Origin of the sequence: Allobosea sp. TAB14 (genome assembly GCF_052113865.1) — a bacterium.
In the GTDB taxonomy this organism is placed as follows: Bacteria; Pseudomonadota; Alphaproteobacteria; order Rhizobiales; family Beijerinckiaceae; genus Allobosea; species Allobosea spartocytisi.
In genome coordinates this window covers 1-18035 of the sequence record NZ_JBFRDQ010000137.1, presented here as the reverse complement: position 1 = coordinate 18035, position 18035 = coordinate 1, and the positions used below count along the sequence as shown (strand labels likewise).

General features: G+C 67.1%; 17 protein-coding genes and 1 pseudogene. 11 read left to right on the top strand and 7 right to left on the bottom strand.

The features are described 5' to 3' along the window. Window positions 1-451: pseudogene (locus tag AB4Y99_RS19395) on the top strand (MFS transporter); the annotation flags it as partial. After that, on the top strand, window positions 448-1383 hold the full coding sequence (locus AB4Y99_RS19390; protein WP_441524452.1) for a dihydrodipicolinate synthase family protein: 936 nt from the start codon (window positions 448-450) through the stop codon (window positions 1381-1383). The pseudogene AB4Y99_RS19395 and the gene AB4Y99_RS19390, both read left to right, overlap by 4 nt. An 82-nt stretch (window positions 1384-1465) precedes the next feature. Here the strand turns inward: AB4Y99_RS19390 and ypfJ are convergent, their stop codons facing one another. Both ypfJ and AB4Y99_RS19380 read right to left on the bottom strand, forming a co-directional pair. Next, complete coding sequence (gene ypfJ, locus AB4Y99_RS19385; RefSeq protein WP_113253992.1) at window positions 1466-2350, bottom strand: KPN_02809 family neutral zinc metallopeptidase; 885 nt, start codon at window positions 2348-2350, stop codon at window positions 1466-1468. 111 nt (window positions 2351-2461) lie between these two features. Continuing rightward, complete coding sequence (locus tag AB4Y99_RS19380; RefSeq protein ID WP_441524451.1) at window positions 2462-3295, bottom strand: uracil-DNA glycosylase; 834 nt, start codon at window positions 3293-3295, stop codon at window positions 2462-2464. 171 nt (window positions 3296-3466) lie between these two features. On the opposite strand from AB4Y99_RS19380, the gene AB4Y99_RS19375 reads away from it, so the two are divergent. The 3 genes from AB4Y99_RS19375 to AB4Y99_RS19365 all read left to right on the top strand — a co-directional run bounded on the left by AB4Y99_RS19375 (window position 3467) and on the right by AB4Y99_RS19365 (window position 8343). Beyond that, entirely contained in the window at window positions 3467-5146 is a 1680-nt protein-coding gene (locus tag AB4Y99_RS19375; RefSeq protein WP_038360984.1) for an electron transfer flavoprotein-ubiquinone oxidoreductase, read from the top strand. A 473-nt stretch (window positions 5147-5619) separates the two neighbouring features. Then, a complete protein-coding gene (locus AB4Y99_RS19370; RefSeq protein WP_441524450.1) occupies window positions 5620-7401 on the top strand; it encodes a tetratricopeptide repeat protein in 1782 nt (593 codons plus the stop codon). Window positions 7402-7449: 48 nt separating this feature from the next. Further along, window positions 7450-8343: a 4-(cytidine 5'-diphospho)-2-C-methyl-D-erythritol kinase gene (locus AB4Y99_RS19365; RefSeq protein ID WP_441524449.1), complete on the top strand. Its 894-nt coding sequence runs from the start codon at window positions 7450-7452 to the stop codon at window positions 8341-8343. Here the strand turns inward: AB4Y99_RS19365 and tcuC are convergent. From tcuC to AB4Y99_RS19350, 3 genes are all read right to left on the bottom strand, one after another. Beyond that, the gene (tcuC, locus tag AB4Y99_RS19360) at window positions 8321-9637 is read right to left on the bottom strand and encodes an MFS transporter (protein WP_441524448.1); all 1317 of its coding nucleotides are present in this window, start codon (window positions 9635-9637) and stop codon (window positions 8321-8323) included. The genes AB4Y99_RS19365 and tcuC overlap by 23 nt on opposite strands. Window positions 9638-9736: 99 nt before the next feature. Next, a complete protein-coding gene (locus AB4Y99_RS19355) occupies window positions 9737-10327 on the bottom strand; it encodes an NUDIX domain-containing protein (protein ID WP_441524447.1) in 591 nt (196 codons plus the stop codon). Window positions 10328-10347: 20 nt separating this feature from the next. Next, the gene (locus AB4Y99_RS19350; protein WP_142020539.1) at window positions 10348-11283 is read right to left on the bottom strand and encodes a polyprenyl synthetase family protein; all 936 of its coding nucleotides are present in this window, start codon (window positions 11281-11283) and stop codon (window positions 10348-10350) included. 106 nt (window positions 11284-11389) lie between these two features. Here AB4Y99_RS19350 and AB4Y99_RS19345 point away from each other — a divergent pair, with 106 nt between their 5' ends. Together AB4Y99_RS19345 and AB4Y99_RS19340 are read left to right on the top strand one after the other, a co-directional pair. Continuing rightward, window positions 11390-11614, top strand: a complete 225-nt coding sequence (locus tag AB4Y99_RS19345) for a putative signal transducing protein (RefSeq protein ID WP_038362326.1) — start codon at window positions 11390-11392, stop codon at window positions 11612-11614. After that, window positions 11607-12380: a tRNA1(Val) (adenine(37)-N6)-methyltransferase gene (locus tag AB4Y99_RS19340; protein WP_441524446.1), complete on the top strand. Its 774-nt coding sequence runs from the start codon at window positions 11607-11609 to the stop codon at window positions 12378-12380. The genes AB4Y99_RS19345 and AB4Y99_RS19340 overlap by 8 nt, the downstream gene beginning before the upstream one ends. A 2-nt stretch (window positions 12381-12382) precedes the next feature. On the opposite strand, the gene AB4Y99_RS19335 is transcribed toward AB4Y99_RS19340, so the two are convergent. Both AB4Y99_RS19335 and AB4Y99_RS19330 read right to left on the bottom strand, forming a co-directional pair. Beyond that, window positions 12383-12682, bottom strand: coding sequence for a hypothetical protein (locus tag AB4Y99_RS19335; protein WP_038360993.1), 300 nt, complete (start codon window positions 12680-12682; stop codon window positions 12383-12385). A 154-nt stretch (window positions 12683-12836) separates the two neighbouring features. Beyond that, window positions 12837-13115, bottom strand: a complete 279-nt coding sequence (locus tag AB4Y99_RS19330; protein ID WP_038360996.1) for a hypothetical protein — start codon at window positions 13113-13115, stop codon at window positions 12837-12839. Window positions 13116-13332: 217 nt separating this feature from the next. Here AB4Y99_RS19330 and AB4Y99_RS19325 point away from each other — a divergent pair, with 217 nt between their 5' ends. The 4 genes from AB4Y99_RS19325 to AB4Y99_RS19310 form a co-directional block, all read left to right on the top strand. Then, complete coding sequence (locus AB4Y99_RS19325) at window positions 13333-14295, top strand: glycine--tRNA ligase subunit alpha (RefSeq protein WP_404801910.1); 963 nt, start codon at window positions 13333-13335, stop codon at window positions 14293-14295. Further along, a complete protein-coding gene (gene glyS, locus AB4Y99_RS19320) occupies window positions 14295-16433 on the top strand; it encodes a glycine--tRNA ligase subunit beta (protein WP_441524445.1) in 2139 nt (712 codons plus the stop codon). The genes AB4Y99_RS19325 and glyS overlap by 1 nt, the downstream gene beginning before the upstream one ends. Before the next feature lie 339 nt (window positions 16434-16772). Next, window positions 16773-16934 carry a Thivi_2564 family membrane protein gene (locus AB4Y99_RS19315; protein WP_091855869.1) on the top strand — a complete coding sequence of 54 codons (162 nt, stop codon included), beginning with the start codon at window positions 16773-16775 and terminating at the stop codon, window positions 16932-16934. A 114-nt stretch (window positions 16935-17048) separates the two neighbouring features. After that, a partial coding sequence (locus tag AB4Y99_RS19310; protein WP_441524444.1) for a GTP cyclohydrolase II occupies window positions 17049-18035 on the top strand: 987 nt, incomplete at its 3' end.

Genomic DNA, 18035 nt, shown 5'->3' with positions numbered 1-18035 from the left:
CATGTTCTTCAACGGGCGCCATTCGGATGCGAGCGGCGAGCGGGCGCTCCRTCTCGGCCTGCCGCTGGTCCTGGCCGGTCTGGTTCTGGCGGTCGCCGTCCAGCTCGCGGGCCAGCCGACAGTGGCCTTTCTGCTGCTGGCCCTGTCGATCGGTCTCAACTGGGCCGCCATCCCGGTCTTCTGGGCGGTCACGACCGAATACGTCTCCGGCATCGCTGCCGCCGTCTCGATCGCGCTGATCAATGCGGTGGCGAACCTGGCCGGGCTGGGCCTCCCGCCGGTCATCGGCTGGATCAAGGACGCAACCGGCAATTTCAACATCGCGCTCCTGGTCGTCGCCATCGCTCTGGTGATCGGCGGATTGCTGGGCATCGTCCTGGCTCCGCGCCGTCGGATGATCGATGCCGTGCAGGACGATGGGCTCGCCCGGGCGGGGAGGGGCACCCCATGATCCCGGCCGGCAAGACCGCAGCGCTGCACGGCATCCATGCCATCGCCTATGCGCTGTTCGACGAAAACGAGGCGCTGGATCGCGCAGCCATGAGGCGGCAGACGGAGCTGTGCCTCGCAGCCGGGGTCCATGGCATGGCGGCGCTCGGCCTTGCGACGGAGGTCGCCAAGCTCTCCGAGGGCGAGCGTCGCACCGTCATGGACTGGGTGGCGGAGGATACTGGCGGGCAGGTTCCCCTGGCCTTCACGATCTCAGGCAATTCGGTCGCCGAGCAGGTCGCCCAATTGCGCCATGCGGAAAATGTGGGAGCCGACTGGGTCATCCTGCAGCCGCCGGCGGTCGGGAGTTTCCCGGCCGGCGAATACATCCGCTTCTTCGGCCGCGTGGCCGAGAAAAGCACGATCCCCGTGGCGATCCAGAACGCGCCCGCCTTCCTCGGGCGCGGCCTGACGGCCGAGGATATCCGCGTGCTGACCCGCGAATATCCGAACATCAGCCTGCTCAAGGGCGAGGGATCGGCCGTCGAGATCGAGCGCGTCATTCAGCTCACGGAAGGGCGGGTGCCCGTCTTCAACGGCCGCGCCGGCCTGGAACTGATCGAGAGCCTGCGGGCCGGGTGCGCCGGCTTCATCCTGGCACCCGACTGCATCGATCATGCCGTGCGCATCTATGAGCGCTTCCGCGCCGGAGAGGAGGCGCAGGCCGAGGAGATGTACGCCCAGGTGCTGCCGGCCATCACCTTCGTGATGCAGGGGCTCGAGCACCTGATCTGCTATGGCAAGCGCCTCTTCGCGGCCCGCACAGGCCTTCCGGTCTTCGACCGCGCACCGGCGCTGCGGCCGACGGACTTCGGTCTCTCGCTGGTCGAGGCCCACGCGAAGCGGCTGGGCGCCTTCGCGGCCCCGAATCACGCGGGGAAGAAGCCGGTCTAGCCGGAGCACTCATATCGGGCGCCCCGGATCGGGGTCCCTTCAGGAGCACAAGCCGGCCATCGGGCTTGCGCTCCTGTCTCTGTCAGATCTGATTCCTGAACGTATCGCAGCTCTGCATCGAGCCCGACTGGAAGCCGGTGTTGAACCATTTGGTCCGCTGCGCCGAGGAGCCATGCGTGAAGGAATCAGGCACGACCACGCCTTGAGCCGCCTTCTGCAGCTTGTCGTCGCCGATGGCCGAGGCCGTGCGGATCGCTTCCTCGATATCGCCCTGGTCGAGCCGGCCCATCGCCTGGATGTTGTGGGCCCAGACGCCGGCGAAGCAGTCCGCCTGCAATTCGATCCTGACCGAGATCGCATTGGCATCGCGCTCGGAGGAGCGCTCGCGGAGCTGATTCGCTTTCGGCAGAATGCCAATCAGGTTCTGGACATGGTGCCCGACCTCGTGGGCGATGACATAGGCATAGGCGAAGTCGCCGCCACCGCCGAGCTTGCGCTGCATTTCCTGGAAGAAGGAGGTGTCGAGATAGACCTTGCGGTCGTTGGGGCAATAGAACGGCCCCATCGCCGACTGCGCCACGCCGCAGCCGGAGCGGTTGACGCCGGAGAACAGCACGAGCTGCGGTGCCTGGTAGCGGGTGTTGGCCTGCTGCGGCAGCAGCTTGGTCCAGACGTCCTCGTTCTGCGCCAGCACGGCCGAGACGAAGCGGCCCATCTGGTCCTGCGGCGGGCCGGAGGACTGGCGCGTCTGCGGCGTCTGCTCGCGCCCGCCGATGCCGCCGATCATCTCGGCCCCGCCGATCAGCAGGCGCGGGTCGATGCCCAGCGCCCAGCCGAGCAGGCCGAGCACCACCATCGTGCCGATGCCGATGCCGCCGCGACCGCCGGGCATGCCGGCGAAGCCGCCACCGCCACCTCCCCGCCTGTCCTCGAGATTGTCGGACTGGCGGTAATCTTCCCACTGCATGGTCAGGTCCCCGACGAAACTCTTCGCAATCTCGCCAAGAGAGACGGCGAACTCAAGCTGTCTTTGCGGGCGATGGCTGAACGCGAGGTGACTGCGGCGGTTTACAACCGCTCAGGCCTCCGCCTCCAGCGCCGTCTTGAGTGCGCGCAGGTCGCGCCAGACCAGGCGCTTCTGCAGGGGCTGACGCAGGAGATAGGCCGGGTGCAGCGTCGCCATGGCGCGGATGCGGCGCGAGCCGGTGTCGTACTCGACCCATTTGCCGCGCGAGGCCAGGATGCCCTTGAAGCCGAGCAGGCCCTGCGCCGAGGGGCCGCCGATGCAGACCAGGATCTCGGGGTTGGCGAGCTCGATCTGACGCTGGATGAAGGGCAGGCAGATCGCGACCTCCTGCGGCGTCGGCGTGCGGTTGCCGGGCGGGCGCCAGGGCAGCAGGTTGGCGATATAGACGTCGTCCTTCCGCGTGAGGCCGATCGCCGCCAGCATSCGGTCGAGSARCTGGCCGGACCGGCCGACGAAGGGMAGGCCGAGCCTGTCCTCATCGGCCCCCGGCGCCTCGCCGACCATCATCACGCGGCCTTCCGGATTGCCGTCGGCGAAGACGAGGTTCTTGGCCGTGGCCTTGAGCGCGCAGCCCTCGAACGTCGCCAGCGCCGCTCTCAGCTCGTCGAGCGTATGCGCCTCGCGCGCCAGGGCGCGGGCCGTCAGCGTCGCATCGTCGGGAGCGGTGGCGGCGGCCGCGATCGGCCGGCTCGCCGGTGGCGGGGCGCCTCCGGGAGCGCGCCCGGCCAGGGTGGCGAACGGACGCTGCGCGGGCGGCGGCGCGGACGCGGAGAAATGGTCGTGCGGTTCCTCGTCGAGCGCCTCGGTCACGCCCATCTCGGCGTACCAGCTCAGGAGCTCGTAGGGACCCGGCTCGTCGGGAGAGACTGCATCGGAGAAGCTCATGGCTCATCCTATACCCTGTCGAGCCACTTCGCGAGCGTTCGCGGTTGCAAAATGGAGCATAGGCTTGGATAGAGGGTTTCCAGACTGATCAGCGCCCGTCGTTGAACGAACGGGCAAAACAGTTTACATATAAACTATCTGGGCAGCGCGTTTTCGCGTGCGGAGGACGGGATGGATCTGAAGGAAGCGCAGAGCGAACCGCGCGAGAGCATGGACTATGACGTCGTCATCGTCGGCGCTGGCCCTGCGGGCCTGGCCGCTGCGATCCGGCTGAAGCAGCTCGACGAATCCGTCTCCGTCGTCGTCGTCGAGAAGGGCGCCGAGGTCGGCGCCCATATCCTCTCCGGCGCCGTCATCGACCCGATCGGCCTCGACCGGCTGGTGCCGGACTGGCGCGACGATCCGGAGCGTCCGCTGACCACCGAGGTCAAGGAAGACGTCTTCTATTTCCTGACCGAGCCCAGCGGCATCCGCCTGCCGAATTTCGCCATGCCGTCGCTGATGAACAACCACGGCAATTTCGTCGGCTCGCTCGGGCTGGTGACGAAGTTCCTGGCCGCCCGTGCCGAGGCGCTCGGCGTCGAGATCTATCCCGGTTTCGCCGCCGCCGAGCTGCTCTATAACGAGGACGGCTCGGTCGCGGGCATCGCCACCGGCGACATGGGCATCGCCAAGGACGGCACGGTTTCCGAGCGCTTCACCCGCGGCATGGAGCTGCGCGGCCGCTACACGCTCTTGGGCGAGGGCGCGCGCGGCTCGCTCTCCAAGATCGCGATCAGGAAATTCGCTCTGGACGAGGGGCGCGAGCCCCAGAAATACGGCATCGGCCTGAAGGAGCTCTGGCAGGTCAAGCCGGAGAAGTTCCACAAGGGCCGCGTCCAGCATTCCTTCGGCTGGCCGCTCGACAACGGCACCGGCGGCGGCTCCTTCCTCTACCATTTCGACGACAATCTCGTCACCGTCGGCTTCGTCGTGCATCTGAACTACCAGAACCCGACGCTCTCGCCCTTCGACGAGTTCCAGCGCTTCAAGACCCATCCGATGATCCGCGACGTCTTCGAGGGCGCCAAGCGCCTCTCCTATGGTTCGCGSGCCATCACCGAGGGCGGCTACCAGTCGGTGCCGAAGCTGACCTTCCCGGGCGGAGCGCTGATCGGCTGCGCSGCCGGCTTCGTCAACGTKCCSCGCATCAAGGGCAGCCACAACGCSATCCTGTCGGGCATGCTCGCGGCGGACAAGCTGGTGCCGGCGCTGCAGGCGGGCCGCAAGCATGACGAGGTCGTCGAGATCGAGACGAGCTGGCGCGACAGCGCCATCGGCAAGGATCTGAAGCCGGTCCGCAACGTCAAGCCGCTCTGGTCGAAATTCGGCACGCTCATCGGCATCGGGCTCGGCGGCGTCGACATGTGGCTGAACCAGCTTTTCGGCTGGTCGCCCTTCGGCACGCTGAAGCACGGCAAGCCGGACTTCGCCACGCTGAAGCCGCTCGCCGAGGTCAAGCCGATCAGCTATCCGAAGCCGGACGGCAAGATCTCCTTCGACAAGCTCTCCTCGGTCTTCCTCTCCTCGACCAATCACGAGGAGGACCAGCCGGCCCATCTGAAGCTCACCGATCCGTCGGTGCCGATCACGCAGAACCTTCCGCTCTATGGCGAACCGGCGCGGCTCTATTGCCCGGCCGGCGTCTACGAGGTCGTCTATGAGAACGCGGAGACGAAAAGCAATCCGCGCTTCGTGATCAACGCGCAGAACTGCGTCCACTGCAAGACCTGCGACATCAAGGACCCCGCCCAGAACATCACCTGGACGGTACCCGAGGGCGGCGGCGGGCCGGGCTACGCGAATATGTGATCGCTCGGCGAGGCTTCTTGTCGGCCTTCCCCAAATGAAAAGGGCGCGCCTCGCGGCGCGCCCTTTGTTTTACGCGAGGGGCGATCAGCCCTTGCGCACGACCTTCGGGGCTTCCTTCACCTCGGTGGTGGCGCAGCCGGCGACGAAGCCGGCGAGAAGAGCGACGGCGGCAAAGCTCAGAACAATCTTTTTCATTGGAATGACCCCCAATAGAGCGCCCGCCGGAACTGCGGGTCGCAGGAATATAGCCCGGATATCCCGCGYCGAAGACTGGCGATTGCTTCATGGCTCCTTTTGGGGAGCGGGTTTTCGGCAACTGTTGCGCGGTCGCTACGAAAGTGCCGCATTCGCGCCGGGCCCGGCTTGCCCGCTCGCCCGGAAACCGCCATCTTGCCCCCCTACGCGAGCGATCACGGTCCGCTGGAAGAGCGCCCCGGAACAGCGGGGCGGCGGACCGAGGGAGAATGGCAGTCGTGACATTTTTGAAGAAGGTGCGTGCCTCCGGCACGGCTGCTGCATTGTCTTTGGTCCTGGCCTTGCCGGTGGCCGCCGCTGCGCAGGGCGCGACGCCACGGTCCGCCGAATCGCTTGAGCCCGCCGACAGCCTCGAAGGCAATTACCTCGCGGCGATCGTGGCCGGCGCCTCGCGTGATCTGGGTGCGGCTTCCGTCTATCTGCGCGAGGCGGTCAAGGAAGATCCGCAGAACAACGATCTCTTGGAACGCGCTTTCGTCGCCTTCCTGGCCGACGGCTCGATGCCGGACGCCTTCCGCGCCGCCGACCGCCTGATCCAGGTCGATCCGAGCAACGGCCTCGCCCAGCTGGTCGTCGGCATCCGCGCGATCAAGCAGAAGAGCTACCAGACCGCGCGCAACCATCTGCAGCGCGGCGGGCGCGGTCGCGCCGCGGACATCACCGCGACGCTGCTGTCCGCTTGGTCCTATCTCGGCTCGGGCAATTCGAAGCGCGCCGTCGAGACGCTGGAGCGCCTGAAGGGCGAGCCCTCCTACAATCTCTTCCGCGACTATCACGCCGGCCTGATCCTCGATGCGGCCGGCCGCCGGAAGGAGGCCGAGAGGCGCCTGAAGAGCGCCTACGACGCCGAGAAGACGACCTTGCGTCTCGTCGATCTCTGGGCCCGTTTCCAGGCCCGCAACGGCGATTTCGACGATGCCACCGCAACCTATGCCGATTTCGACCGGCTGCTGCCGAACCACCCGATCATCCGCGAGGGCATGGCCCTCGTCGCGAAGAAGGAAGCTCCGCCGCGCCAGATCGCGACGCCGCAGCAGGGCGCGGCCGAGGTGCTCTACGGCCTCGCCAGCGCCGGCAACCGCCAGGGTGACGAGGCGGCGGCGCTGCTCTATCTGCGCATGGCGATCTTTCTCGATCCGAGCCACGACCTCGCCATCCTGACGCTTGGCGACATCCTCGAGCGCTCGCGTCAGCCGGAAGATGCGGTCGCGGTTTACGACAAGATGCCGATGACCTCGCCGCTGCGGCCCAATGCCGAGATCCAGGCCGGGCTCGCGCTGGAGAACCTCGGCAAGCACGACGATGCCGTGAAGCATCTCGACAGGGTCATCAGCGAGCGGCCCGACGAYGTCGACGCGCTCKCSGCGCTCGGCAATRTCTAYCGCTCRCGCAAGCRSTTCGCCGAGGCTGCCGACACCTATGACAAGGCGATCGCCAAGCTCGCCGTGCCCGGCCGCGCCAACTGGGATCTGTTCTAYTTCCGCGGCATCGCGCGCGAGCGCATCAACCGCTGGCCCGATGCCGAGGCCGATCTGCGCAAGGCGCTGGAACTGCTGCCCGATCCGCTCGGCCGCGAGCGGGCGCTGGTGCTGAACTATCTCGGCTACTCGCTGGTCGACAAGCATCTGAAGCTCGACGAGGGGCTCGACATGCTGCGCCGGGCCGTCGAATTGCGCCCGCGCGACGGCTACATCATCGATTCGCTCGGCTGGGCCTATTATCGCCTCGGCCGCTACGAGGACGCTTCGCGCGAGATCGAGCGCGCCGCCGAATTGCGCCCCTCCGACCCGGTGATCAACGACCATCTCGGCGACGTCTACTGGAAGACCGGCCGCAAGCTCGAGGCGAAGTTCCAGTGGAACCACGCCCGCGATCTCAAGCCCGAGCCGGAAGATCTGCCGAACATCCTGCGCAAGATCGAGCGCGGGATGGAGGATACGCCATCGGCGAATGCGGGCGAGCAGGCTAGCCCCGCCGAGCAGAAGAAGGACGGCGGCTGACGCCTGCCCCGCGCGATGGAGCCGGGAGCGGAGAGCAGGGGCCTCGCCATGGCCGCCTCTGCCGGCGGTGCGCTGCCCCTCCGGACGCGCGCCCGCGCCAAGGTCAATCTCGACCTGCGCGTGCTTGGCCGGCGTCCGGACGGCTATCACGAGCTTGAAAGCCTCGTCGCCTTCGCCGGCATCGGCGACGAGCTTGCGCTCGACCCCGGCCCGTCGCTCTCGCTGACGATCGCCGGCCCGCGCGCCGCCGGGCTGGAAGCCGATGATCGCAACCTCGTCCTGYGGGCGGCACGCGCTTTCGGTCAGGCCTTTCCGGGTACGCATGCGGGCGCATTTCATCTCACCAAGCGATTGCCGGTGGCTTCGGGCATCGGTGGCGGCTCTGCCGATGCGGCCGCGGCGCTGCGCCTGCTCGCACGGCTGAACGGCATTGCCCTGTCGGATGGGACGCTGCGCCACGTGGCTGCGGGTGTCGGGGCCGACGTTCCCGTCTGCCTGGAATCGCGGGCGCGGCTGATGGCCGGCATCGGAGACAGGCTGGGGCCGGCGCTGCGGCTGCCTTCCTTGTTTGCCGTGCTGGTCAATCCGGGCGTGCCGGTCGAGACCGTCGGGGTTTTTCGCGCGCTGGGGCTGGCCGCCGGCGATCGACTTTTGGCCGCTGGCGGGGGCTTGCCCGCGCTGCCCACCTCTGCGGCTGAGTTGCGCGCCGTGCTGGCACGCTCCGGCAACGACCTTGCCGTCCCGGCGCAACGCATCGCACCCGAAATCGGCGAGGTTCTGGAGCGGCTGGCGGCGATGCCCGGAAGCCGCCTTGCCCGCATGTCCGGCTCCGGCGCGACCTGCTTCGCCCTGTTCGACGATTGCGTTGCCAGTGCGGCAGCCGCGAAGGCGCTGGCGAAGCAGCGCCCCGAATGGTGGGTCAGGGCGACGCTGCTGCGCTGACCACGGATGTCGGCACGCTGCGCCGGCGATAGGCGATGAGCGTGGCGGCGAAGCCGCAGGCCGCCGCGAACATCAGCCAGAGGCCCGCCACGGCCCGGTTGCCGGTCGCCTCGATCAGATAGGTGCTGACCGCCGGGGTGAAGCCGCCGAACAACGCGGTCGCGAGGCTGTAGGCGACCGAGAAGCCGGTCGTGCGCAATTCGACCGGAATGATCTCGGTCAGCGCCACCACCATCGCGCCGTTATAGCTGGCATAGATGAAGGAGAGCCACAACTCGACCATCARCAGCCGCGCGAAGGAGGGCTGCGAAACCAGCCAGGACAGGGCCGGATAGGCGCTGACGAAGAGCAGGGCGGTGAAGGCGATGAGAAGCGGCTTGCGGCCGACCCGGTCGGATAGCGCCCCCATCACAGGCAGCCAGAACAGGTTGGAGATGCCGACGCAGAGCGTCACCAGCAGGCTGTCGATGCTGGAGAGCTTCAGCACCTCCTTGCCGAAGGTCGGGGTGTAGGCGGTGATGAAGTAGAAGGACACGGTCGTCATCGTCACCAGCAGCATGCCGACCAGCACGGTCTGMCAATGCGTCGCCAGCATCCGGATGATCTGGCCGGGCGTCGGATGGCTCGCGCTGCGCTTGCGCTCGGCGAATTCCTCGGTCTCCTGCATCGAGCGGCGCAGCAGGAAGATCAACGGCACGATCAGGCAGCCGACCAGGAACGGGATGCGCCAGCCCCATTCCGTCATGGTCTCGGGCGGCAGGATGGTGGCGAGCCAGACGCCGAGCAGCGCCACGAAGATCACTGCGACCTGCTGGCTGCCCGACTGCCAGCTCACATAGAAGCCCTTGTTGCCGGGCGTCGCGATCTCCGAGAGATAGACCGAGACGCCGCCGAGCTCGACGCCGGCCGAGAAGCCTTGCACCAGCCGCCCGATCACGACGATGATCGGTGCCAGGATGCCGATGGAGGCGTAGGTCGGCGCGAGCGCGATGGTGAGCGTGCCGAAGGCCATCAGCATCAGGGTGAGGAGCAGCCCGGCGCGGCGGCCGTGATGGTCGATATAGCTGCCGAGCACGATGGCACCGAGCGGACGCATCAGGAAGCCCGCGCCGAAAGTCATGAACGCCGCCATGAGCTGTGCGAACTCGCTGCCGGACGGAAAGAACGCCTTGCCGATCGCCGCGGCGTAATAGCCGAAGACGAAGAAGTCGTACATTTCGAGGAAGTTGCCGCTCGAGACGCGGACGACGGACCAGATCTGCGACTGGCGCTGCGACGATGCCGACATGGCCATTCTCCGGCCTAAGCGTTTCCCACAGCCATCACGCTATGCCTGCGCAAGGCCAGAGGGAAGCCCCGGATTAGAGAAACAGGCGCCCCTTTTGGCTTCAGTTCAGTCGGTACCGCCGCTGCCTTTCGGGAACAAACCTTTCATCATCATGAGGCCGATCGCGGCGACAGTCGTCGCATCCCTGATCCGACCGCTCTCGATCATCGCGACGACTTCGCTGGCCGTGAAGCGGCGGCAAACGAGGCCTTGCTCTTCGAGATCGAGATCGCTGCCTTCGTAGCGGAGCCGGCGGGCGAGAAAGAGATGACAGCCCTGATTGGAATAGCCATAGCATTCGAACAGATAGCCGAGCTTGACCATGTCTTCGGCGTGGAGGCCGGTTTCCTCGCGCAGTTCGCCGCGAGCGACACTCACGGGATCCGCCTGCGGACTCAGCTCCCAGGAGCCTTGCGGTAGCTCCCAAAAGCGCGCGCCTACGGGGTAGCGATACTGCTCGACCAGGTGAATGCTGCCATCCGGTTCGACCGGGATGATGGCGACAAAATCAACTTTCTCGACGACGCCATAGATGCCGTGCGACCCATCCTGCCGCTGGATGGCATCCTCGCGAACCGTCATCCAACGGTTTGCGTAGACGACTCTCGACGATAGGGTCGCGATTTCCGGTTTCGCGTCGGACGCCGGATCTGCCATCGATGGCTCGACCCGCGGCTTCAATGCGCCCGTGCGATGCAGAAATCGACGGCGTCATTGAGCGCCTGCTTCATCGGCGAGGCCGGGAAGAGACCGAGCGCATCCTTCGCCATCTTGGCATAGTGGCGCGCGCGCTCGATCGTGTCTTCCAGCGCCTTGTGCTTGCGCATCAGCGTCTGCGCCTGCTCGAGATCGCCGTCCTCGATCGCGCCGTCCTGCAGGGTGCGCTTCCAGAAGGCGCGCTCCTCGCTGCTGCCGCGGCGGAAGGAGAGCACCACCGGCAGCGTGATCTTGCCCTCGCGGAAATCGTCGCCGGTGTTCTTGCCGAGCTTGGCGGCGACCCCGCCATAATCCAGCGCGTCGTCGATGAGCTGGAAGGCGATGCCGAGATTGAGCCCGTAGCTGCGGCAGGCCGCCTCGTTCGCCTTGGACGAGCCCGCGATCACCGGCCCGACCTCGCAGGCAGCGGCGAAGAGCTCGGCGGTCTTGCCGCGAATCACGGAGAGATATTCGTCCTCCGTCGTCTCGGTGTTCTTGGCGACGGAAAGCTGCAGCACCTCGCCCTCGGCGATCACGGCGGCCGCCGTCGAGAGAATGTCGAGCGCGCGCAACGAGCCGACCTCGACCATCATCTTGAAGGCCTGGCCGAGCAGGAAGTCGCCGACCAGCACGCTCGCCTCGTTGCCCCAGAGCATGCGGGCGGCGAGCTTGCCGCGGCGCATGTCGCTCTCGTCGACGACGTCGTCATGCAGCAGCGTGGCCGTGTGCATGAACTCGACGGAGGCCGCGAGCTTGACCTGGCCTTCGCCCTGGTAGCCGCAGAGATCGGCCATCGCCAGCGTCAGCATCGGTCGCAGGCGCTTGCCGCCGGAGGAGATCAGATGGTTGGCGACCTCCGGGATCATCGTCACGTCCGAGCCGGTGCGCGACAGGATCATCGCATTGACGCGCTCCATGTCCTCACGCGTCAACGCCACCAGCGGCTCCCGCAATTGCAYCGCGTCGCCGCAGTGGGACCACAGGATGCTTGCGCCGGACCCGGCGCTTCGGCTCCATGGCGGCATGCATGAACTCGTCCGCACCAATGATCTGATCCTGCTCGGCGCCCTCGAAGCGCTCCTGAGCGCGGCCAATCTCGATTGCCTGATCGCCGACCAGCACATCAGCGCGCTGGAAGGCATGATCGGCGCCTTCCCGCGCCGGCTGCTGGTGCGCGACCAGGATCGCAGGCGCGCTCGCGCATTGTTGATCGATGCCGGCTATGGCGCCGAGCTGCGCGATGAGTGAGGCGAAGGCGCCCGCCGGCCTCGGCGAGATCGTCGAGGATCGCCTGCTCGACGGGCGGCTCCTTCTGCGCCAGCCGCGCAAGGGACATCGCGCCGGCAGCGACGCGGTGCTGCTCGCGGCCGCCCTGCCGGAGCTGGGAGCGGGCCGGCTCCTCGACATCGGCGCAGGCGTCGGGACGGTGGGGCTCGCTGCGGCGCTGGCGCAGCCGCAGCTTGGCGTCACGCTGCTGGAGCGCGATCCGGAACTGGCGGCGCTGGCGGCCGGCAACGCGGCGCTGAACGGCATGGAGGGCAGGATCTCTGTCGTCGCGGCCGATGTCGGCGCTCCGGCCGGGAAACTCACCGGGCTCGGCCTCGCGTCAGGGTCATACGATGCTGTCGCGATGAACCCGCCCTTCTATCCACCCGGCGGTACGCGGGCGTCGCCGGTGCCGAATCGCAAGGCCGCCCATGTCGCCGAGGGCGATCTGGCAATCTGGCTGCGCGCTGCCCGGCGCCTGCTGAAGCCGGGCGGGCTGATTGCGATCATCCATCGCGCCGAGGCCTTGCCGGAATTGCTCGCCGGCCTCGAAATCGGCTTCGGCGCTCTCGCCATCCGGCCGGTCCATGCCTTCGCCGAGCGCCCGGCGATTCGCGTCGTCGTCACGGCCGTCCTGAACAGCAGAAAGCCGGCAGAGCTGCTGCCGGCTTTCGTCATCAATGGTCCGGATGGGCGGCTAACCGCGCTGAGCGACGCCGTCCATCGCGGGCGGGCTAAGCTGGGCTGACGCTACCAGTAACGTGGGCCGTAGAAATAGCGCGGCCCGTAGACCGGCGGCGCGAAGAGCGGCGGCGCATAGTAGCGCGGGCCATAATACCGGCGCGGCCCGTAATAGCGCGGTCCATAGTAGCGGCGCGGGCCGTAATAGCGGCGCGGTCCGTAATAGTACTGCGCCTGCTGGACCATCCCGCCGGTCGCATCGACCAGCGGCGCGGCGGCGACGGGCGCGGCGGAGGCCGGGGCGGCGCTCAGAGCGGCCAGGCCCAGCGTGCCTGCCGCCATCGCGGAAAGAAGCATGGTTCTGAACATGAAATCCTCCGTGAGACGGTGTCGGCCGGGTGAACTTGCGAAAGCTGGCACCGATCTTGGACTGAAACTTAACCCTTGAAACCTGAACGGCGCGAAACCGCGCCGTTCATCCTGCCTTCATTCAGCGGCCGATTATGGCCGCATTGCGTCGGTCTCAGCGGCAGACGCGCACCGGCCGGATGACCCAGCGCCAGCCGTTCCAGACGCGCCGGTTCGCCCAGAAGCAGCGCGGGCGATAATAGGGGCGGCCGTAATAGCGGCGCGGACCATAATACTGCGCCTGCTGCAGCAGATCGCCTGCCGGTGCGGCCTGGAGCGGCGCGGCGGCGACGGGGGAGGCAACCGGCGCGGCCGAGGCCGGAACAGCGGCGAAAGCGGAAGCGGCGAGGGTGAGAGCGCCGAAGGTGGCGGCAACGATACGATGGGTCAGCATTGTAGAACTCCTGCTGTCTATAGCCCGCCGGCCCGGCTCAAACGCTCACCCCGAACGCCGCGGACCGTGCGGATGGCCCAAGTCATAATCCTCCGCATATGAACGAAAGCTGTCCGGCTCCGGTTCCGGCTCTGTTTGGTCGCTTTGGCTTGACCGCGCCGGGCGCGAACCCCTAATCACGCCGCACTCATCCGCGTTTTCGGAAGGCTTTTCGCCCTTGTCCGCCCTCGCCCAGCATTCGCCCGCCGCGCCGTCCCCGGCGCTGGACCCGACCCGCTCCTTCCAGGGGCTGCTGCTGACGCTGCAGCGCTTCTGGGCCGAGCGAGGTTGCGTGGTGCTGCAGCCCTACGACATGGAGGTCGGCGCCGGCACCTTCCATCCGGCGACGACCCTGCGCGCGCTCGGGCCGAAGCCGTGGAAGGCGGCTTACGTCCAGCCTTCGCGCCGCCCTAAGGATGGCCGCTATGGCGAGAACCCCAACCGCTTGCAGCATTACTACCAGTTCCAGGTCATCCTGAAGCCGTCGCCGCCGGATCTGCAGCAGCTCTATCTCGACTCGCTGCGCGCCATCGGCGTCGATCTCGGCCTGCACGACGTGCGCTTCGTCGAGGACGATTGGGAGAGCCCGACCTTGGGCGCCTGGGGCCTCGGCTGGGAATGCTGGTGCGACGGCATGGAAGTCAGCCAGTTCACCTATTTCCAGCAGGTCGCGGGCGTTGAATGCGCCCCGGTCGCGGGTGAATTGACCTACGGGCTCGAACGGCTGGCGATGTATGTCCAGGGCGTCGAAAACGTCTACGATCTCAACTTCAACGGCCTTGATGGCGAGGATCGCATCTCCTATGGCGACGTCTTCCTGCAAGCCGAGCAGGAATATTCCCGGCACAATTTCGAGCATGCCAATACCGAGATGCTGTTCCGGCACTTCTCGGATGCGGAGGCCGAATGCAAGGCCCTGCTCGCCGCCGGTGAGCCGGCTGCCGGCGCCAACCAGCCCCGCCATGAACTTGCTCTGCCGGCCTATGACCAGTGCATCAAGGCCAGCCACATCTTCAACCTGCTCGATGCGCGCGGCGTGATCTCGGTCACCGAGCGTCAGAGCTACATCCTGCGCGTGCGCGAGCTCGCCAAGGCCTGCGGCGCGGCCTGGCTGAAGACCGCCGGCGGGGGAGCGAACTAATGCCCGATCTTCTGCTTGAACTCTTTTCAGAGGAAATCCCGGCGCGCATGCAGCGCAAGGCGGCTGACGACCTGAAGAAGCTCGTCACCGATGCGCTCGTCGAGCGCGGCCTGCTCTATGAGGGTGCGAAGGCCTTCGTCACGCCGAGGCGTCTCACGCTGCATGTCGCCGGCCTGCCGGTGCGCGGCCGCGACGTGCGCGAGGAGCGGAAAGGCCCGCGCGTCGGCGCTCCCGACGCCGCCGTGCAGGGTTTCCTCAGGGCTGCCGGGCTGGCCTCGCTCGATCAGGCGACCATCGTCAGCGATCCGAAGAAGGGCGATTCCTACGTCGCCATCATCGAGAAGCCCGGCCAGGAAACGCTTGCGGCCATCGCCGAGATCGTGCCGGCCGTGATCCGCGCCTTCCCCTGGCCGAAATCGATGCGCTGGGGCAAGGCCTCGGCCGCCGGCGCCAGCCTGCGCTGGGTACGCCCGCTGCATTCGATCCTCTGCACCTTCGGCGCCGAGACCGAGGACACCGAGATCGTGCCCTTCGAGGTCGACGGCATCGTCTCGGGCAACGTCACCCATGGCCATCGCTTCCTCGCGCCCGGTCCGATCACGGTGCGGCGCCTGGACGACTACGTCTCTTCGCTTGAGAAAGCCAAGGTCGTGCTCGATGCCGACCGCCGCAAGGAGATCATCCTCGCCGATGCCAAGAACCTCGCCTTCGCGCAGGGCTTGGAGCTGATCGAGGATGAGGGGCTGCTGGAGGAGGTCGCTGGCCTCGTCGAATGGCCGGTGGTGCTGATGGGCTCCTTCGAGGAGCGCTTCCTCGACATCCCCGGCGAGGCGATCCGCGCCACCATCCGCGCCAACCAGAAATGCTTCGTGCTGCGCGATCCCGCGACGGGCAACCTCGCCAACCGCTTCATCCTGGTCTCGAACCTCGCCGCCAGCGATGGCGGCGTGGCGATCACCGCCGGCAACGGCCGCGTCGTGCGTGCCCGCCTCTCCGACGCCGCCTATTTCTGGCAGACCGACCGCGGCTCGCTGCCGGACCTCGATACGCTCAAGGAGAGCGCCGGGAAGCTCGGGCTTGATCTCGCAAAACCGCTCGACCAGCGCATGGCGAAGCTCGACAAGCTCGGCGTCGTCTTCCACGCCAAGCTCGGCACGCAAGGTGAGCGCGTCCAGCGCATCGCGGCGCTGGCGAAGGAGCTGGCCCCGATCGTCGGCGCCGATCCGGAGAAGGCCGAGCGCGCCGCCAAGCTCGCCAAGGCCGACCTGCCGACCGAGATGGTCGGCGAGTTCCCGGAATTGCAGGGCCTGATGGGCCGGAAATATGCCGAGCTGCAGGGCGAGGACGCTTCGGTCGCCGCGGCGGTCGAGGAGCACTACAAGCCGCTCGGCCCGTCCGACCGTGTGCCGAGCGATCCGGTTTCGGTGGCGGTGGCGTTGGCCGACAAGCTCGACACGCTGGTCGGCTTCTGGGCCATCGACGAGAAGCCGACAGGTAGCAAGGACCCCTATGCGCTGCGTCGCGCGGCGCTGGGCGTGATTAGGCTGGTGGTTGAGAATGGGGTGAGGCTGCCGCTGATTAAGGTCGTCAAGGATGCCGACCTTCTCTCCTTCTTCCACGACCGCCTGAAGGTCATGCTTCGCGATCAGGGCGCGCGGCATGATCTCGTCGACGCCGTGCTGGGCGAGGGCGCTTCGGCCAATGACGACCTCCTCCTCATCACCCTGCGTGTCGCCGCGCTCGGCCGCTTCCTCGACACCGAGGACGGCAAGAACCTGCTCGCGGGCTACAAGCGCGCCGCCAACATCCTCAAGGCCGAGGAGAAGAAGGACGGGGAGGGTGCCTTCGCCGGCGCCGCCGATCTTCAGCTCATCGCCGATGCCGGCCTGATCGAGGAGAAGGCGCTCGCCGTCGCGCTGGCGCAGGCGACGCCGAAGGCCGAAGCCGCCGTCGCCGCCGAGGATTACGAGGGCGCCATGGCCGCGCTCGCCGAATTGCGTCCGGCGGTCGATGCCTTCTTCGACAAGGTCACGGTGAACGATCCCGATCCGGCCCAGCGCGCCAACCGCCTGAAGCTGCTCAACCAGCTTCGCCAGGCGACGCGCGCGGTCGCGGATTTCGATCGCATCGCGGGATAAAGGAGGGGCGCGGGGAACCCCTCTCCCGGATGGGAGAGGGGCAGGGGTGAGGGCCTGCCGGCGATCACCTTTACTCTGCGCTCTCCGCTGCTGCGGTTACTGTTGCGCGGAGCGGGTTTTCCGTCCTTCCCTCACCCCTACCCCTCTCCCATCCGGGAGAGGGGTTTCTGTTTGCGGTTCCCGCGTTCATTTGGAACCCACCGCCCCTTTCGCCCCCAAAATCCCCCCTCCGGAACCTATTCCCACCCTGCGACGTTCTGTCATCGGGGCTGACTTGCCGCGAAGACGTCGCGGTGGGGCTCGGGGGGCCGGCGACCGGCCGAGATAAAGGGCTTCGATATGTCCATTCTGATTTCGCTTCTGATCACCGTTCTCGTCATCGGTCTCGTGCTCTATCTCGTGCGCATGCTGCCGCTCGACGGGCAGATCAAGAACGTCGTGCAGATCATCGTCATCGTGATCGGCATCATCTCGCTTCTGCGCTATCTCGCTGTTTTCTAAGCTGATTGACGGCGCGCCTGCGCTGGTTCAGACTCGTTGAAATCCAGAGGGCCCCGGACATGCCGTCACGGGGCCTTTCCTGTTTAAGGGCAAGACCTTCGGGGTACGACCGCGATGAACGCGCCGAACCGCACCGGCCATATCAGGCTGACCTCCCATCCCGAACCCGGCAGCGCCGCCCTGCGCTTCCCGATCCGATGGGGCTCATCGACGGCGGCCGAGCGCGGCCCGGTCATCGCCTCGACCACCAACCCGGCCGACCGCAACGTCATCGGCGCCCATGGCGGCTCCTATTCGGTCTATCGCGCGCTCGCCATCTCGGCCCGCGCGATGAATCCTTCGCAGCGCCCGGACCTGACCAACACCCATCCGACGGCGGAGATCGCGCCGCAGCCGCAATGGGCTGATCCCAGGAAGATCGTCTCGCTCGACCCCTTTGGCCACACGGTGGCGCAGGATTTCGGCAAGCTGATCGGCGAGGGCATCGATATCCGCCCCTCGATCGCGATCACCAAGGCGCGGCTCAACCTGCCGGAGATCCTGGCGGCGATGGGCGCGCATCGCCTCGCGGCRGACGGGCACATCCTGCACCCGACCGGCGACATCTCCGTCACCAAGATCGCGGTCGATCCGGTCTGGTATCTGCCGGGCATCGCCGAGCGCTTCGGAACGACGGAAAACGAGTTGCGCCGCACGCTCTTCGAGCAGACCGGCGGCATGTATCCCGAACTGGTGACACGGCCCGACCTCAAGGTCTTCCTGCCGCCGATCGGCTCGATCACGGCCTATGTCATGGGCGAGGTTTCCGCGCTCGCCGATCCGAAGAGCCGCATCGCCTGCCGCGTCCATGACGAATGCAACGGCTCGGACGTCTTCGGCTCCGACATCTGCACCTGCCGGCCCTATCTCACCCATGGCATCGAGGAATGCGTGAAGGAGGCGCAGAGCGGCGGCGTCGGCCTCATCGTCTACAACCGCAAGGAGGGCCGGGCGCTCGGCGAGGTCACGAAGTTCCTCGTCTACAACGCCCGCAAGCGTCAGGAAGGCGGCGATTCCGCCGCGACCTATTTCGAGCGCACCGAATGCGTCGCGGGCGTGCAG